The 26,869-nt window shown below is 36.2% G+C and carries 24 protein-coding genes and 1 riboswitch; of the genes, 5 read left to right on the top strand and 19 right to left on the bottom strand.

Features of this window, described 5'->3' with window-relative positions:
- Nucleotides 1-317: 317 nt before the first annotated feature.
- The 5 genes from dat to N9R04_RS09615 all read right to left on the bottom strand — a co-directional run bounded on the left by dat (nt 318) and on the right by N9R04_RS09615 (nt 5,723).
- Nucleotides 318-1,166 carry a D-amino-acid transaminase gene (gene dat, locus N9R04_RS09635; protein WP_262856548.1) on the bottom strand — a complete coding sequence of 283 codons (849 nt, stop codon included), beginning with the start codon at nt 1,164-1,166 and terminating at the stop codon, nt 318-320.
- 3 nt (nt 1,167-1,169) lie between these two features.
- The gene (gene pepV / locus N9R04_RS09630) at nt 1,170-2,579 is read right to left on the bottom strand and encodes a dipeptidase PepV (RefSeq protein WP_262856547.1); all 1,410 of its coding nucleotides are present in this window, start codon (nt 2,577-2,579) and stop codon (nt 1,170-1,172) included.
- A gap of 341 nt (nt 2,580-2,920) precedes the next feature.
- Nucleotides 2,921-3,376, bottom strand: a complete 456-nt coding sequence (locus N9R04_RS09625; RefSeq protein ID WP_262856546.1) for a YtxH domain-containing protein — start codon at nt 3,374-3,376, stop codon at nt 2,921-2,923.
- Nucleotides 3,377-3,378: 2 nt separating this feature from the next.
- On the bottom strand, nt 3,379-4,089 hold the full coding sequence (locus N9R04_RS09620) for a pseudouridine synthase (RefSeq protein WP_262856545.1): 711 nt from the start codon (nt 4,087-4,089) through the stop codon (nt 3,379-3,381).
- Complete coding sequence (locus N9R04_RS09615) at nt 4,086-5,723, bottom strand: putative polysaccharide biosynthesis protein (protein WP_262856544.1); 1,638 nt, start codon at nt 5,721-5,723, stop codon at nt 4,086-4,088. The genes N9R04_RS09620 and N9R04_RS09615 overlap by 4 nt, the downstream gene beginning before the upstream one ends.
- 204 nt (nt 5,724-5,927) lie before the next feature.
- Between N9R04_RS09615 and N9R04_RS09610 the strand changes: the two genes are divergently transcribed.
- A complete protein-coding gene (locus tag N9R04_RS09610; RefSeq protein WP_262856543.1) occupies nt 5,928-7,184 on the top strand; it encodes a BaiN/RdsA family NAD(P)/FAD-dependent oxidoreductase in 1,257 nt (418 codons plus the stop codon).
- Between the two features lie 340 nt (nt 7,185-7,524).
- On the opposite strand, the gene N9R04_RS09605 is transcribed toward N9R04_RS09610, so the two are convergent.
- The 3 genes from N9R04_RS09605 to N9R04_RS09595 form a co-directional block, all read right to left on the bottom strand.
- On the bottom strand, nt 7,525-7,836 hold the full coding sequence (locus N9R04_RS09605; RefSeq protein ID WP_262856542.1) for a rhodanese-like domain-containing protein: 312 nt from the start codon (nt 7,834-7,836) through the stop codon (nt 7,525-7,527).
- Between the two features lie 18 nt (nt 7,837-7,854).
- Complete coding sequence (gene leuS, locus N9R04_RS09600) at nt 7,855-10,272, bottom strand: leucine--tRNA ligase (protein WP_262856541.1); 2,418 nt, start codon at nt 10,270-10,272, stop codon at nt 7,855-7,857.
- Nucleotides 10,273-10,686: 414 nt separating this feature from the next.
- Nucleotides 10,687-11,859, bottom strand: coding sequence for an MDR family MFS transporter (locus N9R04_RS09595; protein WP_262856540.1), 1,173 nt, complete (start codon nt 11,857-11,859; stop codon nt 10,687-10,689).
- A 387-nt stretch (nt 11,860-12,246) separates the two neighbouring features.
- Here N9R04_RS09595 and mnmL point away from each other — a divergent pair, with 387 nt between their 5' ends.
- A complete protein-coding gene (gene mnmL / locus N9R04_RS09590) occupies nt 12,247-13,200 on the top strand; it encodes a tRNA modification radical SAM protein MnmL/YtqA (RefSeq protein ID WP_262856539.1) in 954 nt (317 codons plus the stop codon).
- Nucleotides 13,197-13,757, top strand: a complete 561-nt coding sequence (mnmM, locus tag N9R04_RS09585) for a tRNA 5-(aminomethyl)-2-thiouridylate-methyltransferase MnmM (RefSeq protein ID WP_262856538.1) — start codon at nt 13,197-13,199, stop codon at nt 13,755-13,757. Before mnmL ends, mnmM begins: the two co-directional genes overlap by 4 nt.
- Before the next feature lie 486 nt (nt 13,758-14,243).
- Here the strand turns inward: mnmM and N9R04_RS09580 are convergent, their stop codons facing one another.
- The 5 genes from N9R04_RS09580 to N9R04_RS09560 all read right to left on the bottom strand — a co-directional run bounded on the left by N9R04_RS09580 (nt 14,244) and on the right by N9R04_RS09560 (nt 17,660).
- On the bottom strand, nt 14,244-14,645 hold the full coding sequence (locus N9R04_RS09580; RefSeq protein WP_262856537.1) for a transcriptional regulator, SarA/Rot family: 402 nt from the start codon (nt 14,643-14,645) through the stop codon (nt 14,244-14,246).
- 246 nt (nt 14,646-14,891) lie between these two features.
- The gene (locus N9R04_RS09575; RefSeq protein WP_262856536.1) at nt 14,892-15,851 is read right to left on the bottom strand and encodes an L-lactate dehydrogenase; all 960 of its coding nucleotides are present in this window, start codon (nt 15,849-15,851) and stop codon (nt 14,892-14,894) included.
- 416 nt (nt 15,852-16,267) lie between these two features.
- Nucleotides 16,268-17,101, bottom strand: a complete 834-nt coding sequence (locus N9R04_RS09570; RefSeq protein ID WP_262856534.1) for an alpha/beta fold hydrolase — start codon at nt 17,099-17,101, stop codon at nt 16,268-16,270.
- A 105-nt stretch (nt 17,102-17,206) separates the two neighbouring features.
- Nucleotides 17,207-17,485: a hypothetical protein gene (locus N9R04_RS09565; protein WP_262856533.1), complete on the bottom strand. Its 279-nt coding sequence runs from the start codon at nt 17,483-17,485 to the stop codon at nt 17,207-17,209.
- Nucleotides 17,391-17,660: a hypothetical protein gene (locus N9R04_RS09560; RefSeq protein ID WP_262856531.1), complete on the bottom strand. Its 270-nt coding sequence runs from the start codon at nt 17,658-17,660 to the stop codon at nt 17,391-17,393. Before N9R04_RS09560 ends, N9R04_RS09565 begins: the two co-directional genes overlap by 95 nt.
- A 337-nt stretch (nt 17,661-17,997) precedes the next feature.
- Between N9R04_RS09560 and N9R04_RS09555 the strand changes: the two genes are divergently transcribed.
- Entirely contained in the window at nt 17,998-18,999 is a 1,002-nt protein-coding gene (locus tag N9R04_RS09555) for a proline dehydrogenase family protein (protein WP_262856530.1), read from the top strand.
- A gap of 645 nt (nt 19,000-19,644) precedes the next feature.
- Here N9R04_RS09555 and ribH read toward each other — a convergent pair.
- The 6 genes from ribH to N9R04_RS09525 form a co-directional block, all read right to left on the bottom strand.
- Nucleotides 19,645-20,112, bottom strand: a complete 468-nt coding sequence (gene ribH, locus N9R04_RS09550) for a 6,7-dimethyl-8-ribityllumazine synthase (RefSeq protein ID WP_262856529.1) — start codon at nt 20,110-20,112, stop codon at nt 19,645-19,647.
- 169 nt (nt 20,113-20,281) lie between these two features.
- Complete coding sequence (gene ribB / locus N9R04_RS09545; RefSeq protein WP_262856528.1) at nt 20,282-21,463, bottom strand: 3,4-dihydroxy-2-butanone-4-phosphate synthase; 1,182 nt, start codon at nt 21,461-21,463, stop codon at nt 20,282-20,284.
- Nucleotides 21,464-21,475: 12 nt separating this feature from the next.
- Nucleotides 21,476-22,108, bottom strand: a complete 633-nt coding sequence (locus N9R04_RS09540; protein ID WP_262856527.1) for a riboflavin synthase — start codon at nt 22,106-22,108, stop codon at nt 21,476-21,478.
- Between the two features lie 7 nt (nt 22,109-22,115).
- Entirely contained in the window at nt 22,116-23,159 is a 1,044-nt protein-coding gene (gene ribD, locus N9R04_RS09535; protein ID WP_262856526.1) for a bifunctional diaminohydroxyphosphoribosylaminopyrimidine deaminase/5-amino-6-(5-phosphoribosylamino)uracil reductase RibD, read from the bottom strand.
- 456 nt (nt 23,160-23,615) lie between these two features.
- On the bottom strand, nt 23,616-23,762 hold the full coding sequence (locus N9R04_RS09530; RefSeq protein WP_262856525.1) for a hypothetical protein: 147 nt from the start codon (nt 23,760-23,762) through the stop codon (nt 23,616-23,618).
- Between the two features lie 99 nt (nt 23,763-23,861).
- Nucleotides 23,862-23,996, bottom strand: a riboswitch (FMN riboswitch).
- A gap of 155 nt (nt 23,997-24,151) precedes the next feature.
- The gene (locus N9R04_RS09525) at nt 24,152-25,621 is read right to left on the bottom strand and encodes an FAD/NAD(P)-binding protein (RefSeq protein ID WP_262856524.1); all 1,470 of its coding nucleotides are present in this window, start codon (nt 25,619-25,621) and stop codon (nt 24,152-24,154) included.
- 156 nt (nt 25,622-25,777) lie between these two features.
- On the opposite strand from N9R04_RS09525, the gene N9R04_RS09520 reads away from it, so the two are divergent.
- On the top strand, nt 25,778-26,719 hold the full coding sequence (locus N9R04_RS09520) for an osmoprotectant ABC transporter substrate-binding protein (protein ID WP_262856523.1): 942 nt from the start codon (nt 25,778-25,780) through the stop codon (nt 26,717-26,719).
- Nucleotides 26,720-26,869: the final 150 nt, after the last annotated feature.

Genomic DNA, 26,869 nt, shown 5'->3' with positions numbered 1-26,869 from the left:
GCAGTAGATGACTGATTTGAAAACGCGCTTGTATCAAGCTTTTTTCAATTCTAGTCATCCTTGCCGGGGCGGGACTACGAAATCTTTTTATTCAAATTAGATTTCTGTCCCGCTCCCTTCAACATCTCGGCAGTAGATGACTGATTTAAAAATGCGCTTGTATCAAGCTTTTTTCAATTCTAGTCATCCTTGCCGGGGCGGGACTACGAAATCTTTTTATTCAAATTAGATTTCTGTCCCGCTCCCTCACTGCACTCACATTAGAAATGATAGCATAATTCATCCCTTAGTTTACAATGAGTAAGCGCTTACCAGTCTTAAACACATTTTGTATCGATATAGTGATTAAAACAAGTTTGCAGTTGTTTAGTAATAGGTCCGACTTGACCATCTCCTACTTGTTCCCCATCGAGCTTTGTCACGCCCATTACCTCGATAGATGTATTAGATATGATAATTTCATCAGCACTTTTTAAAAATTCTAATGAAAACGTTTCTTCTTTGAATGGAATGTTCTCATCTTTGCATATCCACTTAATAACCTGACGAGTGATACCATTCAGAATATAGTTGTTAGTTGGATGGGTGTAAATGACGCCATCCTTTACAGCGTACGCATTACTTGCTGAACCTTCTGTAACAATGCCGTCACGATGTTGAATTGCTTCACTTGCGTTATATTTCTCAGCGTATTCCCTAGCCAATACATTCCCTAGTAAGTTCAGGCTTTTTATATCGCATCTTAACCAACGAATATCTTCAGTAGTGACAGCATATATACCTTGATCCATCTCTTTAAAAGGTCTACCGTAACTCTTAGTAAAACCCATTAAGGTTGGTTGTATGTCGGGAGATGGAAAACGATGATCACGCGGGGCTGAACCACGTGTGATTTGCAAGTAAATACCGCCATTAACCACTTTATTAACAGCTACTAACTCCTTGGCAAGCTCCGTTAAAGAGTCTACAGTATGATTAACGTCTAGCTGAATTTCTCTGGCGCTGCGTAATAAACGCTCAAAATGTTCTTGTGCTGTAAAAATTTTATTATTATAAACGCGAAGGTACTCATAAATGCCATCCCCAAATACGAAGCCTCGATCGTTGTACTGGATAGTTGCATCCTTCTCTTCAACTAGTTGTTCATTGATTAATACTTTTGTCATCGTTTACTCCTCCACGCAAATAGAATAAAGTGCTTCTAAATAAATGCTAGTTGCTCTAAACAACTGATCTTTAGTAATATATTCATTTTTCTGATGCATCAGATCTTCTGACTCAGGGAACATCGCACCAAAGGCCACACCTTTATCTAGGTTACGAGCATATGTACCGCCACCTATGGTATAAGGTTCAGAGTTATCATTCGTTTGGTTTCGATATGCTTTAATTAGTTTTTGAACAAATGGATCATCCTTATCTACGTAATGAGGTGGTTGTACTTTACCCACTTTTAATTTAAAACCTAATGCTTTAATTTCATTTTCGAACCGAGATAGAGACTTTTCAAATTCAAATCCTTCTGGGTAGCGGAGATTTATACCAAACTTACCACCTTCATCTTTATGATAAGTGATCACACCTGTATTAGTAGTAACATCGCCCATAGTTTCTGTATGGAATTTCATACCCATTTTTTCACCAAAATGAGAGTCAAACAAGAACTTCTCACTAATTTGAACAAAATTAGTTGCTGTTTTATCCAAATTGAGCGAAGCTAAAAAGTTTAATAAATATAATCCGGCATTTGTTCCAATTGATGGATCCATACCGTGCACAGCCTTACCTTCAACTTTTAAATGTAAAATACCGCTGTCCACAAAGTTTGAACCTTCCAATTCGTTGTCAGTTAAAAATTGTTCAAAATTTTGTATGACATCAGTCATATTTTCTTTTACAGAGATTTGAGCTTCAGCCTCATCAGGCACCATATTGTATCTTTGACCTGAATAAAAAGTATATAGTTCATATTCAGGCTCATCCACGTCTTCACCTTTGTAATTTTGCACTAAGTCAAACGTGCTAATCCCTTTTTCGCCGTGAATAGCTGGGAATTCAGCATCAGGTGCAAAGCCAATTTGAGGCATTTCCTCAGTTTCAAAATAGCGATCAGTACATTTCCAATCAGACTCTTCATCGGTACCTATAATGATATGTATACGTTTCTTCCAATCAACATTCATCTCGTTTAATATCTTGACCGCATAATATGCGGCAATTGTTGGTCCTTTATCATCTAGAGTACCACGAGCTATAATGCGATCTTCGGTTACTACAGGTTCAAAAGGCGAACTGTCCCATCCATCTCCTGCAGGCACCACATCTACGTGACACAAAATACCAAAAAGCTCATCCCCAGCCCCTGCTTCTACTCGACCAGCAATATGATCCACATCGTGAGTTGTTAGCCCATCTCTCTTAGCTAAGTCGTAGATATAATCCAATGCTTGTCGAGGACCTGGACCCACTGGATGCTCTTTTGAAGCTTGTGAATCATCTCGTACACTCTCTATTGAAAGTAATCCTTTAAGATCTTCAATAATTTGATCTTCGTATGCTTGGACTTTCTCTTTCCACATTACTAATCAACTTCTTTCTTAAAACTGAATTTCTCTTTATTGTACATCATTGTGCAGTGAAACAACAGTCTAAAGGAATAATTTAACCCATAAAGTTTGAATAGTTTAAATATTACAAATAAAATTTATCTTAATATTTATTATCCTCCTTCTCCTAAAAGATTGATTAACTAAAAAAGAGGCTGGGACATAAATCCCAGCCTCTTCAACATTTCGGCAATAGATGACTGATTTGAAAACGCGCTTGTATCAAGCTTTTTTCAATTCTAGTCATCTTTGCCGGGGCGAGACTACGAAATCTCTTTAATCAAATTAGATTTCTGTCCCGCTTCCAAGAAATTCTATTTATTTTTATCTTGTTTAGGTTTGTTATTATTGTTCTTGAGATCTTCTTCTGAAACGACACGAAGATTGTTAGAAGGATCGACCGCACCTTCGTCAGCAAAGCGTGCTTCTTCAACATGATCCTCTTTCTTCTCTTGACCATCAGCAAAGCGTGCTTTTTGTTCATTTAAAAAACCTTTAGGATCTTCTTTAATTTGCTTAGCGTACGCTTTAGGGTCTTTTTTAACCTCTTCGATAGTATCTCCAGCTTTATCTTGCAAATCATTAGCTACTGAACTTGCTTTCTCTTTGTAACTTTGAGCAACTTCTTTAGCATTCTGCTTGTAAGCCTCTGGATCTTCTTTGTATTTGTTGTATTCATCTTTTAATTTATCTCTATTTTCTTTACGAGATAGTAGATATGCAGCTGCTACGCCACCAATTCCTAATACAACTTTAAGAAATTTAGACATAATTACACCTCTTTTTCTTTGTTTGTTAATAACTCTATTTCTTCAAGAGTTAATTGGCGATACTCACCTGGAGCTAAACCTTCGTCGAGGGATAAACCTCCAATAGCAATACGTTTCAACTCTATAACCTCATTATCTATAGCGTGAAACATGCGTTTTATTTGATGATACCTTCCTTCAAATAAAGTTACAAGTGATTTGTTGGAAGTCTCACATTTTTTCAATACAGCAGGTTTAGTAACACCATCAGTTAATTCTATACCCGATTTGAACCTATCTATGTCATGTGAAGTAATATTTTTTTGTGCTGTTACTTCATAAGTCTTAGAAATATGTTTCTTAGGGCTCATTAAATCATGAGTGAATTGCCCATCATTAGTTATAAGTAACAAACCTTCAGTATCCTTATCTAATCTCCCTACCGGAAAGATATCTAAATAATTATATTCAGAAATTAAATCTATAACAGTATCGTTAATATCATCTTTAGTAGCTGAGACGAAGCCTTTAGGTTTATTCAACATAATATATATTTTATCTACATATCTTATGAGTTTACCTTGACATTCAATTTGATCTTGATCGACGTTAACGTGGGTTTTAGGTGACTTCTCAACTACACCATTCACTTGTACTTTACCTTTTTTAAGTAATTGTTTCACTTCAGAACGAGTTCCTTGTCCCATTTGAGCTAGATATTTATCTATTCTCATTTTAAAATACCTATTTTTCCACGAATTTTCTTAGGAATATCTCCTAAGAACTCATCAGCAAGTTTAGTTTTAATCGTGATTATACCATAAATTAAAGCGCCTACAATTACACCCGTAACTAAAATGATAAGTGAATTAACTTTATTAACTGGCGTTAGGAAAGTTTGTAGTATGAGAAACACTAATTCCACACCAATCATCATAATAAACCCATATATAAATATTTTACCAAAGTGAATCCAAGTTTCTTTAAAGTCGTACTTTGCATAAACCTTTAATACAATTAGATTACATATGTTCGCAAACAACAGTGCAATTCCTGTAGTTAGTATAGCGCCTGCAGTATGGAATAGCATAATCATTGGAATATTCAGCACTAATTTAATGACTACAGCCGCAAGAATGATAAACACAGTCAGCTTCTGTTTATCGATTCCTTGAAGCATGGACGCAGTCACGCTTAACAGAGCAATCAGAATTGCAACAGGTGCATAGTAGAATAACAATAAACTGCCATCGAGTTGATACTTATAGAATACAGTGTATAAAGGTAAAGCTAGCGCCATAATCCCTAAGCTTGCTGGCACTGTAATAAACATTAACACTCCTAATGAAGTGCGAATCTGACGATGCATCTCTTTCATATCTCCTGATGCAAAGGTCTTAGTTATGAAAGGAATTAAACTAACAGCAAAACCTGATGCTAGAGAAGTTGGAATCATCACTATTTTGTTAGTCGTAAAATTCAACATGGTAAAGAAAGCATCATGTAAACGCTGAGGTACTCCGGCTAGCCCCAATGCATAGTTATGAGTAAACTGATCTACGATGTTAAATAGAGGAAAGTTCAAGCTCACTATTACAAATGGGATACTATAAGAAATGATTTCTTTGTACATGTGAGCGTATGTTACATCAATACCAGTATGATCATCCTTTACATGTTGTTCTATATTATGCTTGCGTTTCCGCCAATAATACCAAAGTGTGAAGATACCTATTATCGCTCCTACTGCTGCCCCAAATGTCGCTATACCATTAGCTAATAATAAAGAACCATGGTAAACGTTAAGTACGAGGTATGTACCAATTAATATAAATAATATACGGGCAACTTGTTCTGTCACCTCAGAGACTGCTGTGGGCCCCATCGATTTATAACCTTGGAATACTCCTCGCCAAGTAGCAAGTAAAGGTATAAAGATAACAACGAAACTAATGATTCTAATGATCCATGTGATGTCTGCTAACGTCCAACCACCCTTAGCTCCATTTTCGTGAGCTAAGGTGATTTGAGCTATAGTTGGTGCTAAACCAAATAGAACTAAGAAACCTATAATTCCAGTTATCGACATAACAATGAAACTTGACCGGTAAAGCTTCTGGCTAACTTTATAGGCACCTAATGCATTGTATTTAGATACATATTTTGAGGCGGCTAATGGCACACCAGCAGTGGCCACAGCTATAGCGATATTATACGGTGTATAGGCATAGCTAAATGGTGCTAAATTCTTCTCATCCCCCATGATATGGTAGAACGGAATGTTATAAATGACCCCTAGTATTTTGGTTATCAATATACTTAAGGTAATCAAAAATGTACCTCTAACTAGTTCTTTACTTTCACTCATCCTTATCTTCCTATCTTCAATAAAGTTTATCTTTAATAATCGTAAATTTCATAATAACGTTATATAGTCTTTTTTTCAAAACGATATCATTTTTAAAGGAAAGTCATACTTTTCCTTAACTACTAATTATAGCTTATTCATTGCTTTTCAGTCTATCTTACGTAAAAATTAAAACGTGAATGAAAGAAATGTTGGAGGCAAAAAATGTATCAAACAGTAATAATTGGTGGCGGCCCTAGTGGTTCTATGGCAGCTGTCGCAGCAAGTCAATTAAATGATAAAGTATTATTAATAGAAAAGAAAAAGGGGTTAGGTCGGAAGCTGAAAATATCAGGAGGAGGGCGCTGTAACGTTACAAATCGCCTTCCCTATGAAGAGATAATTAAAAACATCCCTGGAAATGGTAAATTTTTATACAGCCCGTTTTCAACATTTGATAATGAATCGATCATTGATTTCTTTGAATCACGCGGTGTTAAGTTAAAAGAAGAAGATCATGGTCGAATGTTCCCAGTCTCAAATAAAGCACAAGACGTCGTTGACACTTTAACTCAAACTATTCAGCAACAACATGTTGAAGTTATGGAAGAAACGCAAGTAAACTCAGTTATATACGAAGACAATATTTTTAAATTAACGTTAGACAATTCAAAAGTAATCAGTGCACATACCGTTGTAATAGCTACTGGTGGCAATAGTGTACCTCAAACTGGATCTACAGGAGATGGTTATAAATTTGCGGAAAGGCTTGGGCATACGATTACAGAATTATTTCCCACTGAAGTTCCTATTACTTCTGCAGAACCCTTTATTAAAGATAACAGGCTCAAGGGCTTAAGCTTAAAAAATATCAAATTATCCGTATTGAAGAAGAACGGCAAACCAAGAGTCACACATCGTATGGATATGATATTTACCCATTTTGGAATAAGTGGTCCTGCAGCTTTAAGATGTAGTCAATTTGTTTATAAAGAGCAAAAATATCAAAAAAAGCAAGTGGTTCATATGTCTCTAGATGTCTTACCTGACATCAATGAAGAAGAGCTACGCCATAAGTTGAAGAAACTTGTAGATAAATCACCCAACAAAGCTATAAAGAATAGCCTTCATGGTTTAGTAGAAGAACGATATTTACTCTTTATGCTAGAACAAGCAGGCATATTAAATGATATTACAGGTCATCACATTTCGAACGAGCAATTGAGGAATTTAGCTCAGCATTTAAAGAACTTCACCTTTGAAGTAAATGGTACACTTCCACTAGATAAAGCTTTCGTGACTGGTGGAGGCATTCACTTGAAGGAACTTAATCCTAAAACGATGATGTCTAAATTATTGCCGGGTTTATTCTTCAGTGGTGAAGTATTAGATATTCACGGCTATACTGGAGGTTATAACATTACAAGCGCATTAGTTACTGGATACGTAGCAGGAAGGAATGCAGGCCAATTTACTCACTGAAGCTAAATGACGTCTTCAGATGAGCATCTGCTTAAGATAAAATGTCTATGAATCCACTCTATTTAAAGACCGATATTAGTGTTTTAAAGCTTGCTAGTTTAGCTTTAATTAACTGAGAAACCTCTTTCAACAAATGATGCTTTATCGCTCAACGATCTCAATTTCAGTTATATACAAAAAGCCAGCACTTAGTCTAATGCCTAAAGGCAAATTGAACTGAGAAGTGCTGGCTAATATATTAAGATTTCATATTTATAGGAATCAGGATCACATTAAAAGACCGATAGCGCTTAAGTTCTATTAGACTCACTGAACATCTTGCGTAGGTTTTATGAGATGATTAGATACTATCTATTTCTAACCCTTCATCACCCCACGCATCCATTCCACCTTCTACATTTACAGCATGAATGCCTTGTGATTCTAGATACTGAACAACTTTAGAGCTTCTACCGCCTACTCTGCAGACGATATAGTATGTTTCATCTTTATCAAAATAATTGAGATTATCTGCAATTTGATCCATCGGTATGGTCTTAGCGCCAGGTATTATACCCATAGCTGTTTCCTCGTCAGTACGTACATCTACAATGTTGACAGGATTAGCATCTAATATTTTTTCTTTTAACTGATCAACTGAAATACTTTCCATTTCTACTTCTCCTTTCATCTATTTAGCTACGATATTAACTAATTTTTGAGGTACTGCAATAACTTTTTTAACATCTTTTCCTTCAATTGCAGCTTTGACATTCTCATTATCCAATGCTACTTGTTCCATCTCATCTTTTGAAAGATCCTTTGAGATAGTGAGCTTCGCACGTAATTTACCGTTAACTTGAACCACTATCTCTATTTCTTCATCTTGTAAAAGGGACTCATCGTACGTAGGCCAAGATTCATAAGTAATAGAGTCTTCATGACCGAGACGTGACCACAACTCTTCACTTATATGTGGTGCTATCGGTGCTAACATCTTAACAAACCCTTCAATATAAGGTTTGTATAATTCTTCAGCCTTATAACTATTATTTATGAATACCATTAATTGACTTATTGCAGTGTTGAAGCTTAAATTGTCGAAGTCCTCAGTTACTTTCTTAACAGTTTGGTTATAAGATTTATCTAAGCCACCCTTATTGTTATTTACCACTTTTTGAGAGATTGAACCATCTTCATTTATGAGTAAACGCCAAATCCGATCTAAGAAACGACGAGAGCCGTCGAGCCCTTTTTCACTCCATGCGATAGCAGCATCCAATGGCCCCATAAACATTTCATAAAGTCTAAGCGTATCAGCACCGTGGGACTTAACTATGTCGTCAGGATTAATAACGTTACCTTTCGACTTACTCATTTTTTCATTTCCTTCCCCAAGGATCATTCCTTGGTTAAATAATTTCTGGAATGGCTCTTTGGTAGGAACTACCCCAATATCGTAGAGCACTTTATGCCAGAATCTTGAATATAATAAGTGTAACACTGCATGTTCTACCCCACCAATATATAAGTCAACGGGTAGCCAATGTTTTAATTTTTCAGGATCTGCTAATTGCTGATCATTATTAGGATCGATATAGCGTAAATAATACCAACAACTTCCAGCCCATTGCGGCATGGTATTCGTCTCTCTACGACCTTTCATACCAGTTTCCGGATCTACTACATTAACAAACTCATCAATATTTGCTAATGGTGATTCGCCATTACCTGACGGTTTGATCTCATCAGTTTCTGGCAGTAATAACGGCAGCTCATCTTCTGGTACAGTAGACATCGTGCCATCTTCCCAATGAATAACCGGGATAGGTTCTCCCCAATAACGTTGACGGCTAAAGAGCCAGTCTCGTAATTTATAATTAACTTTACGCTGACCTGCTCCTTTTTCTTCAAGTATATTGATAGCTTTATCAATAGCTTCCTCAGTGTATAAACCATCTAACTCACCTGAATTGATGTGAGGCCCGTCTTCCTCATAAGCTTCTTTAGTCATATCTCCGCCTTCAATCACTTCTACAATAGGTAAATTAAATGTTTGAGCAAACTCGAAATCTCTTTGGTCTCCACTAGGTACAGCCATTACAGCTCCGGTACCGTACGTTGAAAGCACGTAGTCTGCAATCCATATCGGGACACGTTGACCAGATAGAGGATGTACAGCGTAAGCACCAGTGAACACGCCTGTCTTTTCCTTTGACAGACCTGTGCGCTCAAGGTCAGATTTCTTTGCAGCTTCCTCTTGATATGCTTTAACCTTATCATTCTGTTCGTCCGTAGTTATTCGATCAACTAAACTATGCTCAGGGCTTAACACTAAAAATGTTGTGCCGTAAATAGTGTCTGGACGAGTAGTATAAACTTCAACCTGAGCTCCTTCATGGCCTTCAACATTGAAGCTGACAGAAGCACCTTCTGAACGTCCAATCCAATTTCTTTGCATATCTTTGATCGATTCAGGCCAATCCAAATCATCTAGGTCTTCAAGTAATCTATCAGCATAGTCTGTTATTTTGAGAACCCACTGTTTCATCGGACGACGATAAACGGGGTGGCCCCCACGCTCTGACACACCATCTACCACTTCTTCATTGGATAGCACTGTTCCTAATTCAGGACACCAGTTCACTGCCACTTCATCTACATATGCTAAACCTCGATTATATAACTGAATAAAAATCCATTGCGTCCATTTATAGTATTCAGGATCAGTTGTATTGACTTCTCTACTCCAGTCATAGCTAAAACCAAGTTCCTTGATTTGACGTTTGAAAGTCTCAATATTCTCTTGTGTGAAAGCTCTAGGATTATTGCCAGTATCTAAAGCATATTGTTCAGCAGGCAAACCGAAAGCATCCCACCCCATAGGGTGCAATACATTATAGCCTTGCATTCGTTTATAACGCGAAATAATATCCGTAGCTGTATATCCCTCGGGATGACCTACGTGTAGCCCAGCCCCTGAAGGGTAGGGAAACATATCCAAAGCATAAAACTTCTTCTGTCCAAATTTGTCATCAGCTTTGAAAGTTTCATGTTCATCCCAATACTTTTGCCATTTTTTCTCGATTTCATTGTGATTAAAGCTCACAAGCACTCCTCCTATTCACTAAAAAACACCTCAAACTATTATTTACTTCAGGGACGACTTACGCCGCGGTACCACCCTTTTTCACACAACGTGCACTCAATATTACAATAATAGTAAGAGATGTAAAAGCTTTTATTAAATTAAACTGGTAAGTTCACCTACTACATTAACGCTATTTTTCACCATCCTAGCTCTCTGTAGAAATGCATATAGGTTACTACTCCGATACACTAAATATATTAATTCTTGTTTGAAAGGATTTCAAGTTTATTATGGTAAAATTCTTCGTTTTAGAAACAAGGATGGTGATGAGTCTGGGACATAAAGGTCTTTGACTAGAGAGAAAGGGAGCGGGACAGTAATCTTTTTTATTCAAATTAGATTTCTGTCCCGGTCGTATCATGTTTCACTAGACTAAGAAGAATGATGTGTTAAACCTTTATCGTAGAAGTTGGCAATGAACATACCTATAACCAGTAAGAAAATCATACTTAAAAACATGATACGCATATTGAATGTATCTACTAAGAAACCACCTATAAATGGTCCAAGCGCTTTACCTACAGTTGAAGCTGAATTAACATATCCCTGATAACTACCTTCTTTGCCAGACGGGGCTAAACGGTTTGCAATAGTAGGGACAGCTGGCCATACAAACATTTCTCCAACGGTTAAAATAATCATTCCTATTAAGAAAATAGTAAAATGTTGCGCAAAACTAGTGATGAAGAATGAACAAATAAATATAGCGATACCTAAACATATTTGATACTTGAGATTTCCTCTTAATAGTACGATGACTGGTTTAATTAATGGTTGTGCTACTAAAATCATAAGGCCATTTACAGCCCATAGTACACTATATTGGGTCATTGAAATATCGAGCTCTTGAGTAAATGAAGCTATAGTACTTTCCCATTGAATATAGGCTATCCAACAAATGACAAACATGAGGCACAATAAGATCAGCGCAATAACTTTCGGCCGGTTCTCTTTAGTAAATAGCCCTGTGTTTAGTTGTGATTTAACCTTATAATTAAATTTAACGTTAAATTGAGTGACAGCTACTAGCGCAAAGAGGACATACATAATGAGATTTGCAAGGAAGATATAATTAAAACTCATCTCTGCTATAAACCCACTCGTTGTGGCTCCTAAAGCGACACCGATGTTTTGAGCCAAGTAAATTGCATTAAAAGTTTTCCTTCCTCCTTTGGGCCAAATCGCACCAGCCATAGCGTAAATAGCTGGAACGATCATGCCACCACCAAACCCTAAACAAACAAGCCATACTGCATACCATGGCCAACCATGAAAGAAATTAAGAAGTGAAGTACTCATTAAACAAATGATCGTTCCGCAAAGAATAGTCCGATAACCACCTAATTTGTCAAACAATGTACCACCGAGCAAATTACCAATAACCATTCCTAACGAGTTAATCATCAACACAATCCCAGCTAATGTTAAACTTTTACCTAACTCTTCTTTCATATATATTGTGTTAAGTGGCCATAGAAAGCTGGATCCAGTAATATTCAATGCCATGCCGACTACTAGCCACCACACTGCTTTAGGCATCTTCATATTTAGCCCTCCTTAACTTCTACAATTATATTCACTCAAGCATTTAAAGTAAAATAAAACATGAGAACAAGTAATTAATATATACGAGACGTTGAGACACAAAAATTCTGTGCTCTCTGAAACCGATGAACGGCGTCTTAAAAGCAGTATTGTCGACAAAAGTACTCAAGGTTCGACGAAATTTGAAAAAACATATTTGCCCATCGTTCGGTTTTGCTCACATCCTAAACGCTTTTGTCCCGACCTCTTCTCAGTTTTATAAATACCACACAATTAAAGCGATTTTTAAGTCCTTTAAATCAAGCTTTCAGGTACTTTAAACACACGAACCAAGCAAATATATGTTAAAATTTGGAGCGATACTCGAATAAGAAAGGACAATGTTTCATGGGTAAGTTTTTCCCTTACGCATTTGAAAATAAAAGATATCATACATGGAATTACCATTTAAAAAATAAATTTGGCCATAAGATTTTTAAAGTGGCTCTTGATGGAGGATTTGATTGTCCTAATAGAGATGGCACAGTGGCTTATGGAGGATGCACATTTTGCTCAGCAGCTGGTAGTGGGGATTTCGCAGGCAACCGTGTAGACCCAATAGAAGTGCAATTCCAAGAAATTAAGGATAAAATGCACGAAAAATGGCACGAAGGTCAATATATAGCTTATTTCCAAGCTTTTACAAATACGCATGCGCCTGTCGAAGTTCTTAAAGAGAAATACGAGGCAGCTTTAAAAGAAGACGGCGTTGTTGGTTTGTCGATAGGTACTAGACCAGATTGTCTTCCAGATGATGTAGTGGAATATCTAGCTGAGCTTAATAAGCGTACGTACCTCTGGGTAGAATTAGGTCTACAAACGGTCCATCAAAAGACGTCTGATTTAATTAATCGTGCACATGATATGAAGACATATTATGAAGGCGTTAATAAGTTGAGAAAGCATAATATTAACGTCTGTACACATATTATTAATGGTTTGCCTGGTGAAAATTACGAAATGATGATGGAAACCGCTCGTGAAGTGGCTCAAATGGATGTACAAGGGATTAAGATTCATTTGCTTCATCTTCTTAAGGGGACACCAATGGTTAAACAATATGAAAAGGGTCTCTTGGAATTTATGTCACAAGATGAGTATACGAAACTCGTATGTGATCAATTAGAAGTCATACCCCCTGAAATGATAGTTCACCGTATTACTGGCGATGGCCCCATTGATTTAATGGTAGGTCCAATGTGGAGTGTAAATAAATGGGAAGTATTAAACGCAATTGATGATGAGTTGGCGAGAAGACATTCTTATCAAGGTAAGAAGTTCGAAAGTAAAGTTAAGTCATGAAGCTCAAACGTATTCTAGAATTTGCCCACACACTTATTCGTCAGCACATTAATGAACGTAGTATAGTGATAGATGCCACTTGTGGAAATGGTAATGATACTTTATTCCTAGCGCAACATACTACTCAAGGTCATGTTTACGCAAGCGATATCCAAGAACAAGCTATAGAGCAAACCGCTTTAAAGCTCGAAGCATTTAATAATGTAAGTTTAATATGCGACAGCCATGCACATATAGCGAACTATATAGAAGAGAAACATAAAGGACATATAGATGCTGCTATCTTTAATTTAGGTTACTTACCTAAAAGTGATAAATCTATTATCACACGGCCTGACTCCACTATCGCCGCCATTGAGGCTATTTTCGACTTATTAGCACCTGAAGGGATTATAGTACTAGTGATTTACCACGGTCACGAGGGTGGAAAGCTCGAAAGAGATAAACTATTGGATTATTTACATAACTTCGATCAACAAATCGCACATGTTCTTCAATATCAATTCATTAATCAACGAAACGCTCCACCATTTATTTGTGCTATTGAAAAAAGATAGCTTTTTACTCATCATGTTCAAGTTAGATGTTGTAGCCAAAAGCAATAGTATTAAATTGAAAAGATCCTTCCATGTGATTATTAAATCAATAATATTAAGATGAAACGGGGCCTCCCTAAAAAGTTAAAACTTCGAGATTTCTCGTAAATGATTACGACAAACTCGAAGTTTTTTAGTTATTGGGAGCGGGACAGAAATCTAATTTGAATAAATAGATTTCTGTCCCGCCCCAGCAAGGATGACTAGAATTAAAAAAAGCTTGATACAAGCGCGTTTTCAAATCAGTCATCTACTGCCAAGAAGCTGAAAGAGGCTGGGACATTACATTATGTCCCAGCCTCGAGTTATATCTTAAATTAAAAAGAGTTATAATAATTAAACACTTTTAATAAATAACTTAATCGTACATCTAATTGCTATTTATCTGTAGCACAACCTACGGTAATTTGATTAGCAACAACAAAATTTATTTTTATCGCACAAAAATTATAAATTTAAAATAGAATTAAGACTAGATTGCATTTTCTGTTTATTTTCTCGAATATCGTTTGCGATAAAACTTAATAACGCTTGCTTTTGATCATTGCACTCTGGATTAAAATGAATAATTACAGTGCGTTCATCATCTTTAGGTCGCTCTTTAATTATCCAAGCTTTATTCACTAAATCATTGTACGTTCGTGTACGTTTATAAGATTTAATTTGAACATAATCATCCATTTCTTTTAAGGTCATTGAACCTTTATCCCACAAAGTAAGAAGAATCAAGATCTCTTCTCTAGATAGGTCATAACTCTTTTGAACATTATTGAAGATGCCCTCAATATCCACAAATAAAGAGTCAAGCTGTATGATTTTTTCTACTTGTTGCTCAGTCTTGTTCCCCATTATACACTCCCCCAATCATTAGTTATTAGATAAAGAAAGTTAATATATATAAAATGATGAGGTAACAGAATCTGTTTGATAAAGACCTTCCCTATTTATAATCTTTAAATACAACATAAAACTGTTACCTTTCAAGCAATCAACTTTTATAAATGCTTAATTATCTTGCATTCACACAATTTATTTGAATACTTAAACATTTTATATATATTTAATCTCAGTTTCATTTTAAGAGTAATCTATGATTTATGCAATTATATGAGATTTGATTTTATCTTGCATATCTTTCAACACTTGAGCTGAAGTATTAAACTTGCTCTGTTCATCTTCGCTTAGAGGAGATTCGAAGATACGCTCTGCCCCCTCACGAGTGATTAAAGTAGGTACCCCAATGTATACGTCATTTTGACCAAATTCACCCTCTAAATAACTTGATACAGTTAGTACTTTCTTCTGATTAAATAATATCGCTCTCGTAATATGTAGGAGTCCCATTGCAATGCCGTAATAAGTTGCTCCTTTTGCTTGGATGATGTCATATGCAGCATCTCGAGTTTGAACAAATATTTCTTCAATTCTTTTTTCTCTTTCTGGATCACTCTTTAATATGTCAAATAGAGGTTGCCCAGCTATATTAGCCTGAGACCAGACAGCTAGCTCTGAATCTCCGTGCTCACCAATAATTTGGCCATGAACACTACTAGGCGAAACCCCAAATTCCTCAGCTAATTCATATTTGAAACGCGCTGTATCTAATATCGTGCCTGAACCAATAACGCGTTCCTTAGGTAAACCTGAAACCTTATAAGTAACATAAGTTAGAATATCCACTGGGTTTGTAGCAATTAAAAAGATGCCATCAAACCCGCTTTCCATTATTTGTGTGACGATTGATTTAAAAATTTTAGTATTTTTTTCAACGAGGTCTAAACGTGTCTCACCTGGTTTTTGAGCAGCACCAGCAGTGATTACTACGATATCAGCGTCATTGCAATCTTGATATTCTCCTGGTTTAATCTCTACTCGAGAATCAGCATACGGAGCTCCATGATTAAGATCCAGTACATCCCCTTTTACTTTATCTGTATTTAAATCGATGATAACCAATTCATCAGCAATCCCTTTAGTTACCATAGCAAATGCATAACTTGAACCTACCGCTCCATCGCCAACAATTACAACTTTATTCCCTTTCGTACCTTTCATACTTACTCTCTCCTATCTTAAAACTTTCGTTATGTGATTTATTTCACAAACTTAAGGTAACAAACATCTCTACATAAAGCAAGATAATTGCCTTTAAAGTAGCACTTTAGAAGAGATTGGCGAAACTATCGATGAGGATCAATTGGCAAGTTAAAATGGTTTCAATATGGCTAGCTGACCCCGACTGATAAACTCATCAGATTATGAACGTTTCTGAGTCATTATTCAGGTATAATTCTATTGAATGAAAATTACACTCCTTCCTGAGGTCTACACCTTTCAACTTATAATAAAAGGGCGAAGAGGGGAGCGGGACAGAAATCTAATTTGAATAAAAAGATTTCGTAGTCCCGCTCCCCTCATTCTTTTCAACACTAATCATTTACTTACGAATCATTCACTTACAGCTCTTTTTATTAATCATCATAATTTACTTGGTTTTCATCATTAATTATGAACCCTACATTACTTACACTGTTATTTAAGAAAGCTAATATGTAACGCATCACTTCATCTCGTTCAGGCTCATTATGTACTTCGTGATACAAGCCTTCCCAAACTTTATAGTATAATTCTTGCGTTTTTACTTTTAACTTTACTTCTTCCACTGCAGAATGATCAGCAATACTATCTTTAGATCCGTACATCAGTAACATAGGGATTCTATTTATGTCGTTTAAGTGTTCAACAGTTTCTTTCATCACCTCAACGACCTCTTTGTACCAATGATAAGTTACTTTTTGTAACATCATTTGATCTTCATTTGTTTCTTCTCGAACTTCTTCGTTTCGAGTTAATTGTTCTGCTGTTATTCCAATATTAAAGCGAGTGTCTTTAGAAACTTTACCTAAATTCGAAAGTATTTTATCTCTACGTGTCTTGCTAGTTTGGGCAAATTCAAGCAGTGGCGCAATGAGTAATATACCTTCAATAGGCAGATCTGTCTTTTCGAGTAAATTAAGTGTTATGAGCCCGCCTAAACCAACTCCTAAGATATAAGTTGGCAATTTATATTCACATGCTATGCGTACCCATTCAAGTAAAGCTTCATGATACACATCAAAGCGTTCTATTTGCCCTTTGCTTGAACGTGAAGTTTGTCCCTGTCCAGGCAAATCACCCATAATCACATGATATCCTTGGCGTCGTAACATTGTAATCACATAAGCATAACGACCTGTATGTTCTAACATATTATGTACAATGACTATGACGCCTTTCGCTTCACCTTCAGTTTCCCACTTCCACATTAGACTAATTCCCTTCTTTAGTAATTCTTATACTTTATTGTATCAACTTCGTGTTACACTTTCTATTCTGAACTGTAGTGATACCTGCACTTAATTTATTTGGAATTAAATTTTACTATCACTGTTAATAAGTTTATATAGAGTGAGATTGCTTATCGGTATATAAAAATTGATAGAAAAGCGTCGAGATTGAAGTATAAAGTATCTGTGCTCTGAGAAACCGATTAACGGCATTCTAAAAGCAGGATCGTCGACCACAACGCTCACGATTCGGGAGCGGGACAGAACTCTAATTTGAATAAAAAGATTTCGTAGTCCCGCCCCAACTCGCTGTGCTTGTGGAAACTGGTTTACCAGTTTCTCTTTGTTGGGGCCCCACCCCAACTCGCATTGCTGGTGGAAACTGATAAACCAGTTTCTTTGTGTTGGGGCCCCACCCCAACTTGCTGTGCTTGTAGAAACTGATAAACCAGTTTCTTTGTGTTGGGGCCCCACCCCAACTTGCATAGCTTGTGGAAACTGGTTTACCAGTTTCCCTTTGTTGGGGCCCCCTGCTCAAATCCTAAACGCTTTTGTCCCGACCTCTAGTTAGAACATGCTCAACTAGACCAATCTTTCTTTATTTGTAAAGAATTACGTATCTGCCTCGTCGATTTAGAGTTATGATAGAACTCTGTTATAGGCTTAAATCCTATTTCTTATAGGTATAAAATGAAAATACTTTTATCTATATAATATAAAAAACTAAAGTCAAATTAACTTACCGTATATTTAGTGAATAGAGTTAAAATTAAGAAAATAAGTAATTTATATATTTGTAAACGATTTCACAACTATTAATTTCGTGCTACACTATAGTTAAAGTAAATTTTTCTAATGAAATGGGAGGAATTGTGATGCCATTGGTGAAGAATTTTTTTATAGGTATATCTAATAATGCCTTTTTAAATAAGGTAGCTAAAAGTATGGGGCCTTCTCTAGGCGCGAATAGAGTTGTTGCTGGTAATACGATCGATCAACTCATCGATAAGATTCAACAGCTAAATGACAAGGGTATTACAGTTACTGTAGATAATTTAGGTGAATTTGTAGAAACTGAAGGTGAGGCTTTATTAGCTAAACAAGAAATACTAAAAGTGATGTACGCTATCAACAACCATAATTGTGATGCGCATATGTCTGTTAAATTAAGTCAGTTAGGTGCAGAATTTGATTTAGAATTAGCATATCAAAATTTACGCGAAATCCTATTAAAAGCGAATGAATTCAATAATATGCATATTAATATTGATACAGAAAAATACGATAGCTTATTTGAAATAACTCAAACCATCGATCGCCTCAAAGGTGAATTTAAAAACGTTGGTACGGTCATACAAGCATACCTATATAAAGCTGATGCTCTAGTTGATAAATATCCGGAACTCAGATTAAGAATGGTTAAAGGAGCATATAAAGAGGATGAATCGATAGCCTATCAAACTAAAGAAGATATAGATAAAAACTATATTCACTTATTAGAAAAAAGGTTAAATAATGCGCAACATATAACGTCTATAGCCACACACGATGATAAAATTATTAATCATGTTAAACAATTTGTTAAAGATAATAATATTGAACGTGACCGCTTCGAATTCCAAATGTTATATGGCTTTAGAACAGAACTTGCTGAACAAATTGCTAAAGAAGGTTACAATTTCTGTGTGTACGTTCCATACGGAGATGATTGGTTCGGTTACTTCATGCGCCGTTTAGCTGAAAGACCACAGAATCTTAATTTAGCCCTTAAAGAGTTCATCTCACCTGAATCAATTAAAAAGACTGGTTTCATAGCAGGCGCAGTCATCGGTTTTGGTATCATAGCTGGGTTAGTGTCTAAAATGTTTAAGAAATAGATGAAAGTTATAACTAGATTGATAAATAATCTAAATTATTAAATGTTTGAATATTCAATAAGTAATAATATTTTTAATGGGAGCGGGACAGAAATCTAATTTGAATAAAAAGATTTCGTAGTCCCGCCCCGGCAAAGATGACTAGAATTGAAAAAAGCTTGATACAAGCGCGTTTTCAAATCAGTCATCTACTGCCGAGATGTTAAAGAGGCTGGGATTTATGTCCCAGCCTCCGGCTTTGCTTTTATAGGGCCGCCCCAACTCGCTGTGCTTGTTGAAACTGGTTTACCAGTTTCTCTTTGTTGGGGCCCCACCCCAACTCGCTGTGCTTGTAGAAACTGAATTATCAGTTTCTCTGTGTTGGGGCCCCGCGCTCAAATCCTAAACGCTTTTGTCCCGACCTCATCATCTTTTATAAATTATCATTACCAAACTAGTTAATTAAGAAAGTTTAAAAAGCAGCCAACACTTAGCCTAGAACTTAGAGGAAATTCTCTCAAGCGACTGTAACTAAAAAGTGCTGGCTGACAATTTAAACGCATACTTATTTTAATAAATAAACCTTGTTAATTTTCAATTTTTATCTTTGCAACTTAAAAAGCACTAGTGAGTGAATGATTAACAGCTCCTTTTAAACTTATTCTTTTAATCATTATTAATTAATTTAAATAAGTTAGCCATTTCTATAGCGCTCATTGCTGCATCAGAACCTTTATTCCCTGCTTTAGTTCCAGCACGTTCCACTGCTTGCTCGATATTCTCCGTTGTAACTACTCCAAAAATAACTGGAGTTCCACTCACGTCATTAGCGCGAGAGATACCTTTTGACACCTCATTACAAACGTAATCATAATGGCTCGTAGAACCGCGGATAACACATCCTAACGTAATAACAGCATCGTATTTGTCTTTTTGAGCTAATTTCTTTGCAACTAAAGGAATTTCAAAAGCGCCTGGTACAAAAGCCACATCAACATTATTATCATCTACATCATGACGTCTTAAAGTGTCTTGAGCACCTTCGAGTAATTTCATTGTAATAAAATCATTAAAACGACTAACTACTATCGCTATCTTTAAATCTGATCCTATAAGATTTCCTTCAAAATTCATAAGTAAAACCTCCTATATTAATGAGGATGAGACATAAATCTTCTGTGTTTTAGAAAACCGATGGACGGCGTCCCAAACGCAGGATTGTCGACAGACATTCTTACGATTCGACACAATTTGCTCATCGTTCGGTTCCGCTCAAATCCTCAACGCCTTTTGTCCCGACCTCTTATATTAAATGACCCATTTTTTGTCGTTTAGTTTCTAAATAATCATGATTGTATTTGTTACCAGTAACAATAACTTCGATTCTTTTTTCTATTTCAATACCGTAATGTTCTAAACTGTGGAACTTAGCAGGATTATTACTCAGCAAATTTACTTTTTTTATACCAAAATGTTTGAGTATTTGAGCTGCTTCATAATAATCCCTTAAATCTTCATCAAATCCTAAAGCGGTATTAGCCGTGACGGTATCATAACCGTCTTCGATGAGCTCATAGGCACGTAATTTATTAATTAAACCAATACCACGGCCTTCTTGAGGAAGATAGAGGATCATACCACCGTGCTCATTGATATACTTCATTGATGCTTCAAGTTGTTTGCCACAATCACACCGTTGACTGTGAAATATATCCCCCGTCTTACATGCAGAATGTAGACGAACGTTTTCAGTTTCACTGATTTCTCCTTTGACGATAGCAATGATTTCTTCATCATCACTAGTAGTAAAACCATACATATCAAATTGCCCGTAGTCAGTGGGCATCTTAACCTTTGCTTTAGCTTCTATTTGTTCGTGCTGAACATAGCGCTTATAGTTGAGAAGATCTTTAATAGTGATCAGGCATAAATTATGCGTTGATTTAAACGCTTCTAAATCTCTTCCCTTCGCCATCGTCCCATCATCATTCATGATTTCACAAATAACAGCAGCAGGAGCCGCTCCTGTCAATTTAGCTAAATCAACCGACGCTTCTGTATGTCCCTGTCTTTCTAATACCCCGCCTTCTCTAGCTATAAGTGGAAACAAATGACCAGGTTTATTGAAATCTTGAGCTTGAGTGTCAGGAGAAATCAATGCTTTAGCGGTTAGCATGCGTTCGTTCGCACTGATGCCTGTAGTGGTATCACAATGATCTACACTCACAGTAAAAGCCGTACTATAAGTATCAGAATTATGGGTTACCATCGGTGTTAATTCTAAACGGTTAGCGATGTCTTGACTCACTGGAGCACATATCAAGCCCCTTCCGTAAGTTGCCATAAAGTTGATTGTATTGTGTTTCATCCATTGTGAAACCGCCACTAAATCCCCTTCATTCTCTCTATCTTCATCGTCAACGACTATTATACTTTCTCCTCTTTTAAGTGCCTGGAGAGCATCTTCTATACGATCTTTTTTCATCCTCTACCCCTCCTAAAAACCGTACGCTTTCAACTTATCCTCAGATATACCGTGAGATTTGCTACCTATAATACGCTCCACATATTTGAATAACATATCAGTTTCTAAATGTACTGGATCACCGTTTCTTTTTTCATCTAAAATAGTGGAGTGACGCGTCTCAGGTATTAGATGAATATCAAATTCATTGTCCCGTAATTCAAATATAGTTAAACTTGTACCGTCTACTGCAATAGAGCCTCTAGAAACTATTTGATTTAACAGCTGCTTTGATGCCTTAATGGTAATTACAGTTGAATTGTTACCTCTAGAGATCTTAGAAATGTAACCCACTTCATCTATATGACCTAAGACAAAGTGGCCGCCAAATCGACCTTTACCACTCATCGCTCGTTCTAAATTCACAGAGACACCGCGAGACAGTTGATTAAGATAAGTTTTGTTCTCTGTCCCTTTAATGACTTGAACTCTAAAGGAGTCGCTATCAAAGTCGACAACGGTTAAACAGACACCGTTTACACTAATTGAATCACCAATTTGAATATCCTCTAATATCGTTTCACACTGAATCTTAAGTGTAACTATAGATTGAATAGCTTGTAAGCTCTGAATGCTACCTACTTCTTCTACAATTCCAGTGAACATTGTAAGGTCACTTCTTTCGTAATTGAACTTTAATATTTTGATCAAGCATCGAAGTATTAACAATTTCAAAGTTGGGTACATCGGCTAGTTCAAGAACATGTTCAGTTGAATAGAATTGATAACGTCCTGAACCACCTATAATTTTCGGGGCATAATAGATGATAAGCTCGTTCGTATAGCTAGATTGGAGAAACTCAGAAGTAATATGTGGTCCTGCTTCTACAAGTACTCGACCAACGCCTTTTTGATATAAATCGTGCAAGATGTTCTGTAGTGAACAATCCTCTAATATATTAATATCGATATTATTTTTATTGCTAGTTAAATTTTCATTTTCAGTATAAATCCATATAGGTGCTTCTGTATCTTTAAACATATCTAAGGTAAAATCTATTTCGCCACTTCTTGAAAGTATGACACGAATTGGATTCTTACCTTCTTCAATACGAGCAGTATAACTAGGATTATCGGTGTTCAGTGTACCTGTTCCTGTAATTACCGCATCGTTGATGTGCCGTAGTTGAAAGACATCTTGTTTGACAGCCCGGTTTGTTATCCACTGGCTCTGCCCTTCATCCGTAGCTTGTTTACCATCGAGACTACAAGAGACCTTAACCATTACCTCAGGCACGCTATTTCTTTTAGCTGTAAAAAAGTCGTTATATAACTTGGCAGCAGCTTCTTGGTACCTGAACTCAACATCGATGCCAGCATCTTTAAGAATCTGATCGCCTCTTGAAGAAAGTGTAGTGTCTTTAATTGCATATACAACTTTAGAAATACCGAATTCAATAATTTTATCTACACATGGTGGAGTAGAACCGAAGTGTGTACAGGGTTCTAGCGAAACATATATCGTTCCACCTTGTGCTCTGTTTCCTGCCATATCTAATGCTTGAACTTCAGCATGTTTATCTCCTTGTTGTAAATGGGCACCTATGCCGACGACTTTACCATTAGTAACAACTACAGCACCTACAGGAGGATTAATACCTGTTTGACCTTCAACCATTTCTGCGAGTTGAATGGCATAATTTAAATATTGACTCACTCTATCACCTCATATAAAAAACACCTAAAACACGAAGCTTCAGGTGTGGGAATTTCATAAACGATCATAAACACTCATAATAAATTTCAAAATAAGCATTTGAATTAGGTTGATGTCATATTAAGCACTTATTTTGTGCATCTTTAAATAAAGTTCTGATAGTTTAAAAGAAGTTGAGACATAAAGATTCTGAGCTCTGGAAACCGATTAACGGCGTCTCAACAGCAAGATTTTCGACAGAAACTCGTACGGTTCGGGAGCGGGTCAGAAATCTAATTTGAACAAAAAAGATTTCATAGTCCCGCCCTGGCAAGGATGACTAGAATTGAAAAAAGCTTGATACAAGCGCATTTTCAAATCTGTCATCCACTGCTAAGATGCTGAAACATTACATTATGTCCCAGTTTCTTTGTTGGGGGCCCGCCCCAACTCGCTATGCTTGGGGAAACTGGTAAATCAGTTTCTCTTTGTTGGGGCCCCACCCCAACTCGCTATGCTTGGGGAAACTGATTTATCAGTTTCTCTTTGTTGGGGCCCCACCCCAACTCGCTGTGCTTGGGGAAACTGGTTTACCAGTTTCTCTTTGTTGGGGCCCCTGCTCACCGTTCGGTTCTGATCAAATCCTAAATGTTTCTGTCCCGACCTCTTCATCAAGAGTTTAAAGCAGAACTAAATAAAGGTCACAATCAACCTATGTTTACTTCATTCTTTCTCCCATCCAGACTATACTGTCGGCTCTAGATTTTCACTAGATCAGCCAAGATTGTTTAAACAACCTTAGGTCGCAGGCTTAAATTTACTGCCGGTTGGGAATTTCACCCTGCCCCGAAAGAATTACTTATTAAATTGTTATACATTTAAGATGATTGAGTCATAAATATATTAGTTGAGGAACAATTTGTATTTAACAATGTCTCAACTTAATTTTAATCTTACAATAAAACTTTTAAAAACACAATAAAACAAATTTAAAGTATCATAATACACTAGCTCTAATTCAACATCTGTTCTACGACACTTTTCGCTTGTTTAACGATCATGTTAACGCCATTTCTTGATTGATTAACACCATTAGTGAGCTGTCCAAACGCGTACATACGATGTAGTGTTCCATATCTAGGGCTGATGACTTGGTTCGTCTCAGGAATAATTTGTATCCCACCTAGTGGATGAGCTTGGACAATCTGGCGATTCTGAAGATTGATAACCAGCTGATCATCATGATCGAGATCTTTTAAATGGGTTTTAGAACCGGTAGCATTAATTACCACATCATAAATATGGGGCTTTTCATTGTCTTCTTCAAAATAAATATTAAACTTTTCTTCTTTTTCATCATAGTAGACATCTTTAATATTTTTCTTTATTTCAATCAACCCATTTTTAATACCTTTAATCATGAGTTGCGCTGTTCTCGGAGGCATAGGGTTAGAATTAGCTTTTAATATATGATGGTATTCTCGTAAAAATTTCTCTTGATCCTGGTGACTAAAGCTATTCCATATCCAATTCATATTTTCCTTAACTAATTCCAATAAACTTTGAAATATTCCCAGTTCTTTTTGATGTCGTAAATCATATTCTAAATCTTCTACCGGTTTGCCACTTTTTCGATGAATAAGACTTTGTACATCTAAATTAAATCGCTTACACTCTTTTTTAAAAAGCTCAATTGCTTCTTGTAAAGGGACGTTACCAAAGCGTTGACTTTTAATTTCATTAAAAACTTGAGGTGTCAAAAATTTAAATTCTATCTCTGGCATGTCACCTCTTACACTCGGTAAATTGCCACTACGACTCATCACGGATATAGGTAAATTAGGATGATGAGCAGCTACATATCTGATGACATCTAAACTTGCTAAGCCAGTACCTATAATAGCTATACGATCTTTATCATTTACATCATCTAGCGTGCTATAAGTCGGATAAGGTGTTTGTATGTATCCCTGTGTCCCCTTTAAATGATAAGGGTCATGGTAGGATAGTGTGCCAATAGCCAAGAAGACCGAATCGTAAATCTTACACTCTTTCATGTCTGACGAAGTGCAAACATGATATTTAATATCAGTCTCCCCAATCTTTGAATTGATAAATACTTCTGTAACTTCCTTCGATATAATATTTAAATTACTGTATTGATCATTATACTTTTCAAGGTATGATTTCATATAATGACCAAATATAAACCGCGGTAGGTACTCAGGGTTATCAAATTTAAATTCGTTTTGACTTTCATACCACTCGTAAAATTCTCTTGGGTTATCAATATTCAAAGACATTTGATCTGATGGTATATTAATTAACAATTCTTGGCTATCATTTTGGAATGGTACACCTTGTCCTAAATGATCAGGATTATCGTATACATCAATTGCCATGTCATTAAACTTGTTATATTTAACTAATTCTCTTAATATACTTACGCCAGCTGTTCCGGCGCCAATTATTGCCACTCTCATAATAAATCTACCTCTTAAACTTTGGTGTTAAATAGGTCACAAGGACCTGGTTACTAATTTATTCACGTTTTGATAGGAAAGTAAACCGATATTATGTTATTGGATGAGTTGTGTTAGTATATAGATGATTACAAGACATGGTTGAGGAGTGTATTTATGAAGAAAAATAACCTTCTCCTTTTCATTCTTTTATCTGTGCTCATACTGTCTACAGCATGTGACCTTCCAGGCTTATCGGGAAGTCCTAAAGCTAAAAAGAATATTAAAGTCTCAGCTTTAGCCACCAGTGAATCTCAGATTATGGCTTATATGATTAAGGATCTGATTGAGCACGATGGTCCTGATGACTATAACGTGTCTATTATTAATAACCTAGGCTCAGCTACTATTCAACACAATGCTTTACAGAACGGTGATGCAGATATATCAAGCACACGATATACAGGGACAGATCTGGTAGGTGCGCTAAATCATAAACCTATACGTGAACCTGAGAAAGCTATGCAAGTCACACAACATTTGTTTAATACTAAATATAAGCATACTTTTTTTAATTCTTATGGCTTCGAAAATACTTTTGCTTTCATGGTTACTAAACAGACTGCTAAAAAGTATCATCTCAAAAAGGTCTCAGATCTACAAAAAGTGAAAGATAAAGTTAAAGTAGGTACCGACACCACTTGGATCAAAAGAGGTGGCGATGGGTATGCACCTTTCAAACACTATTACGGTTTTGGTTTCAAGCAACTCAAACCAATGCAAATAGGTTTAGTTTATGATGCGCTTAAAAATAAAAAGCTTGATGTCGCTTTAGGTTATACTACTGACGGCAGGATTTCTGCATATCATCTTGTCGTATTGAAGGATGATAAGCACTTCTTCCCTCCGTATGATGCAAGTGCAGTAGCCCCAAATCAAGCATTAACTCAAAATCCAAAAATTAAACGTGCACTAAAAAAATTAGAAGGTAAAATTTCTACAAGTCAAATGCAACAATTAAATTATGAAGCTGATGGTCAAGGTAAAGAACCAGCTCTCATAGCACAAGAATTTCTTGAAAAACACCATTACTTTGATAGTAAAAAGGAGAATAATTAATGAAATTTATAATTAAATTTATCTTATCATTTTTAGTCTTTTGGATTGTGTTTAATCGTAACAACGAGGCAAAATAGAGCCGCTTACAAATTAACAATTGTTTAGAAAAGTGAATATCTTTCAGCAATAGAAAACCTTCGAGATTGTCGT

It is taken from the genome of Staphylococcus marylandisciuri (genome assembly GCF_025519785.1).
In the GTDB taxonomy this organism is placed as follows: domain Bacteria; phylum Bacillota; class Bacilli; order Staphylococcales; family Staphylococcaceae; genus Staphylococcus; species Staphylococcus marylandisciuri.
The sequence above is the reverse complement of the archived record's forward strand: the minus strand, read 5'-3'. Positions and strand labels throughout refer to the sequence as shown.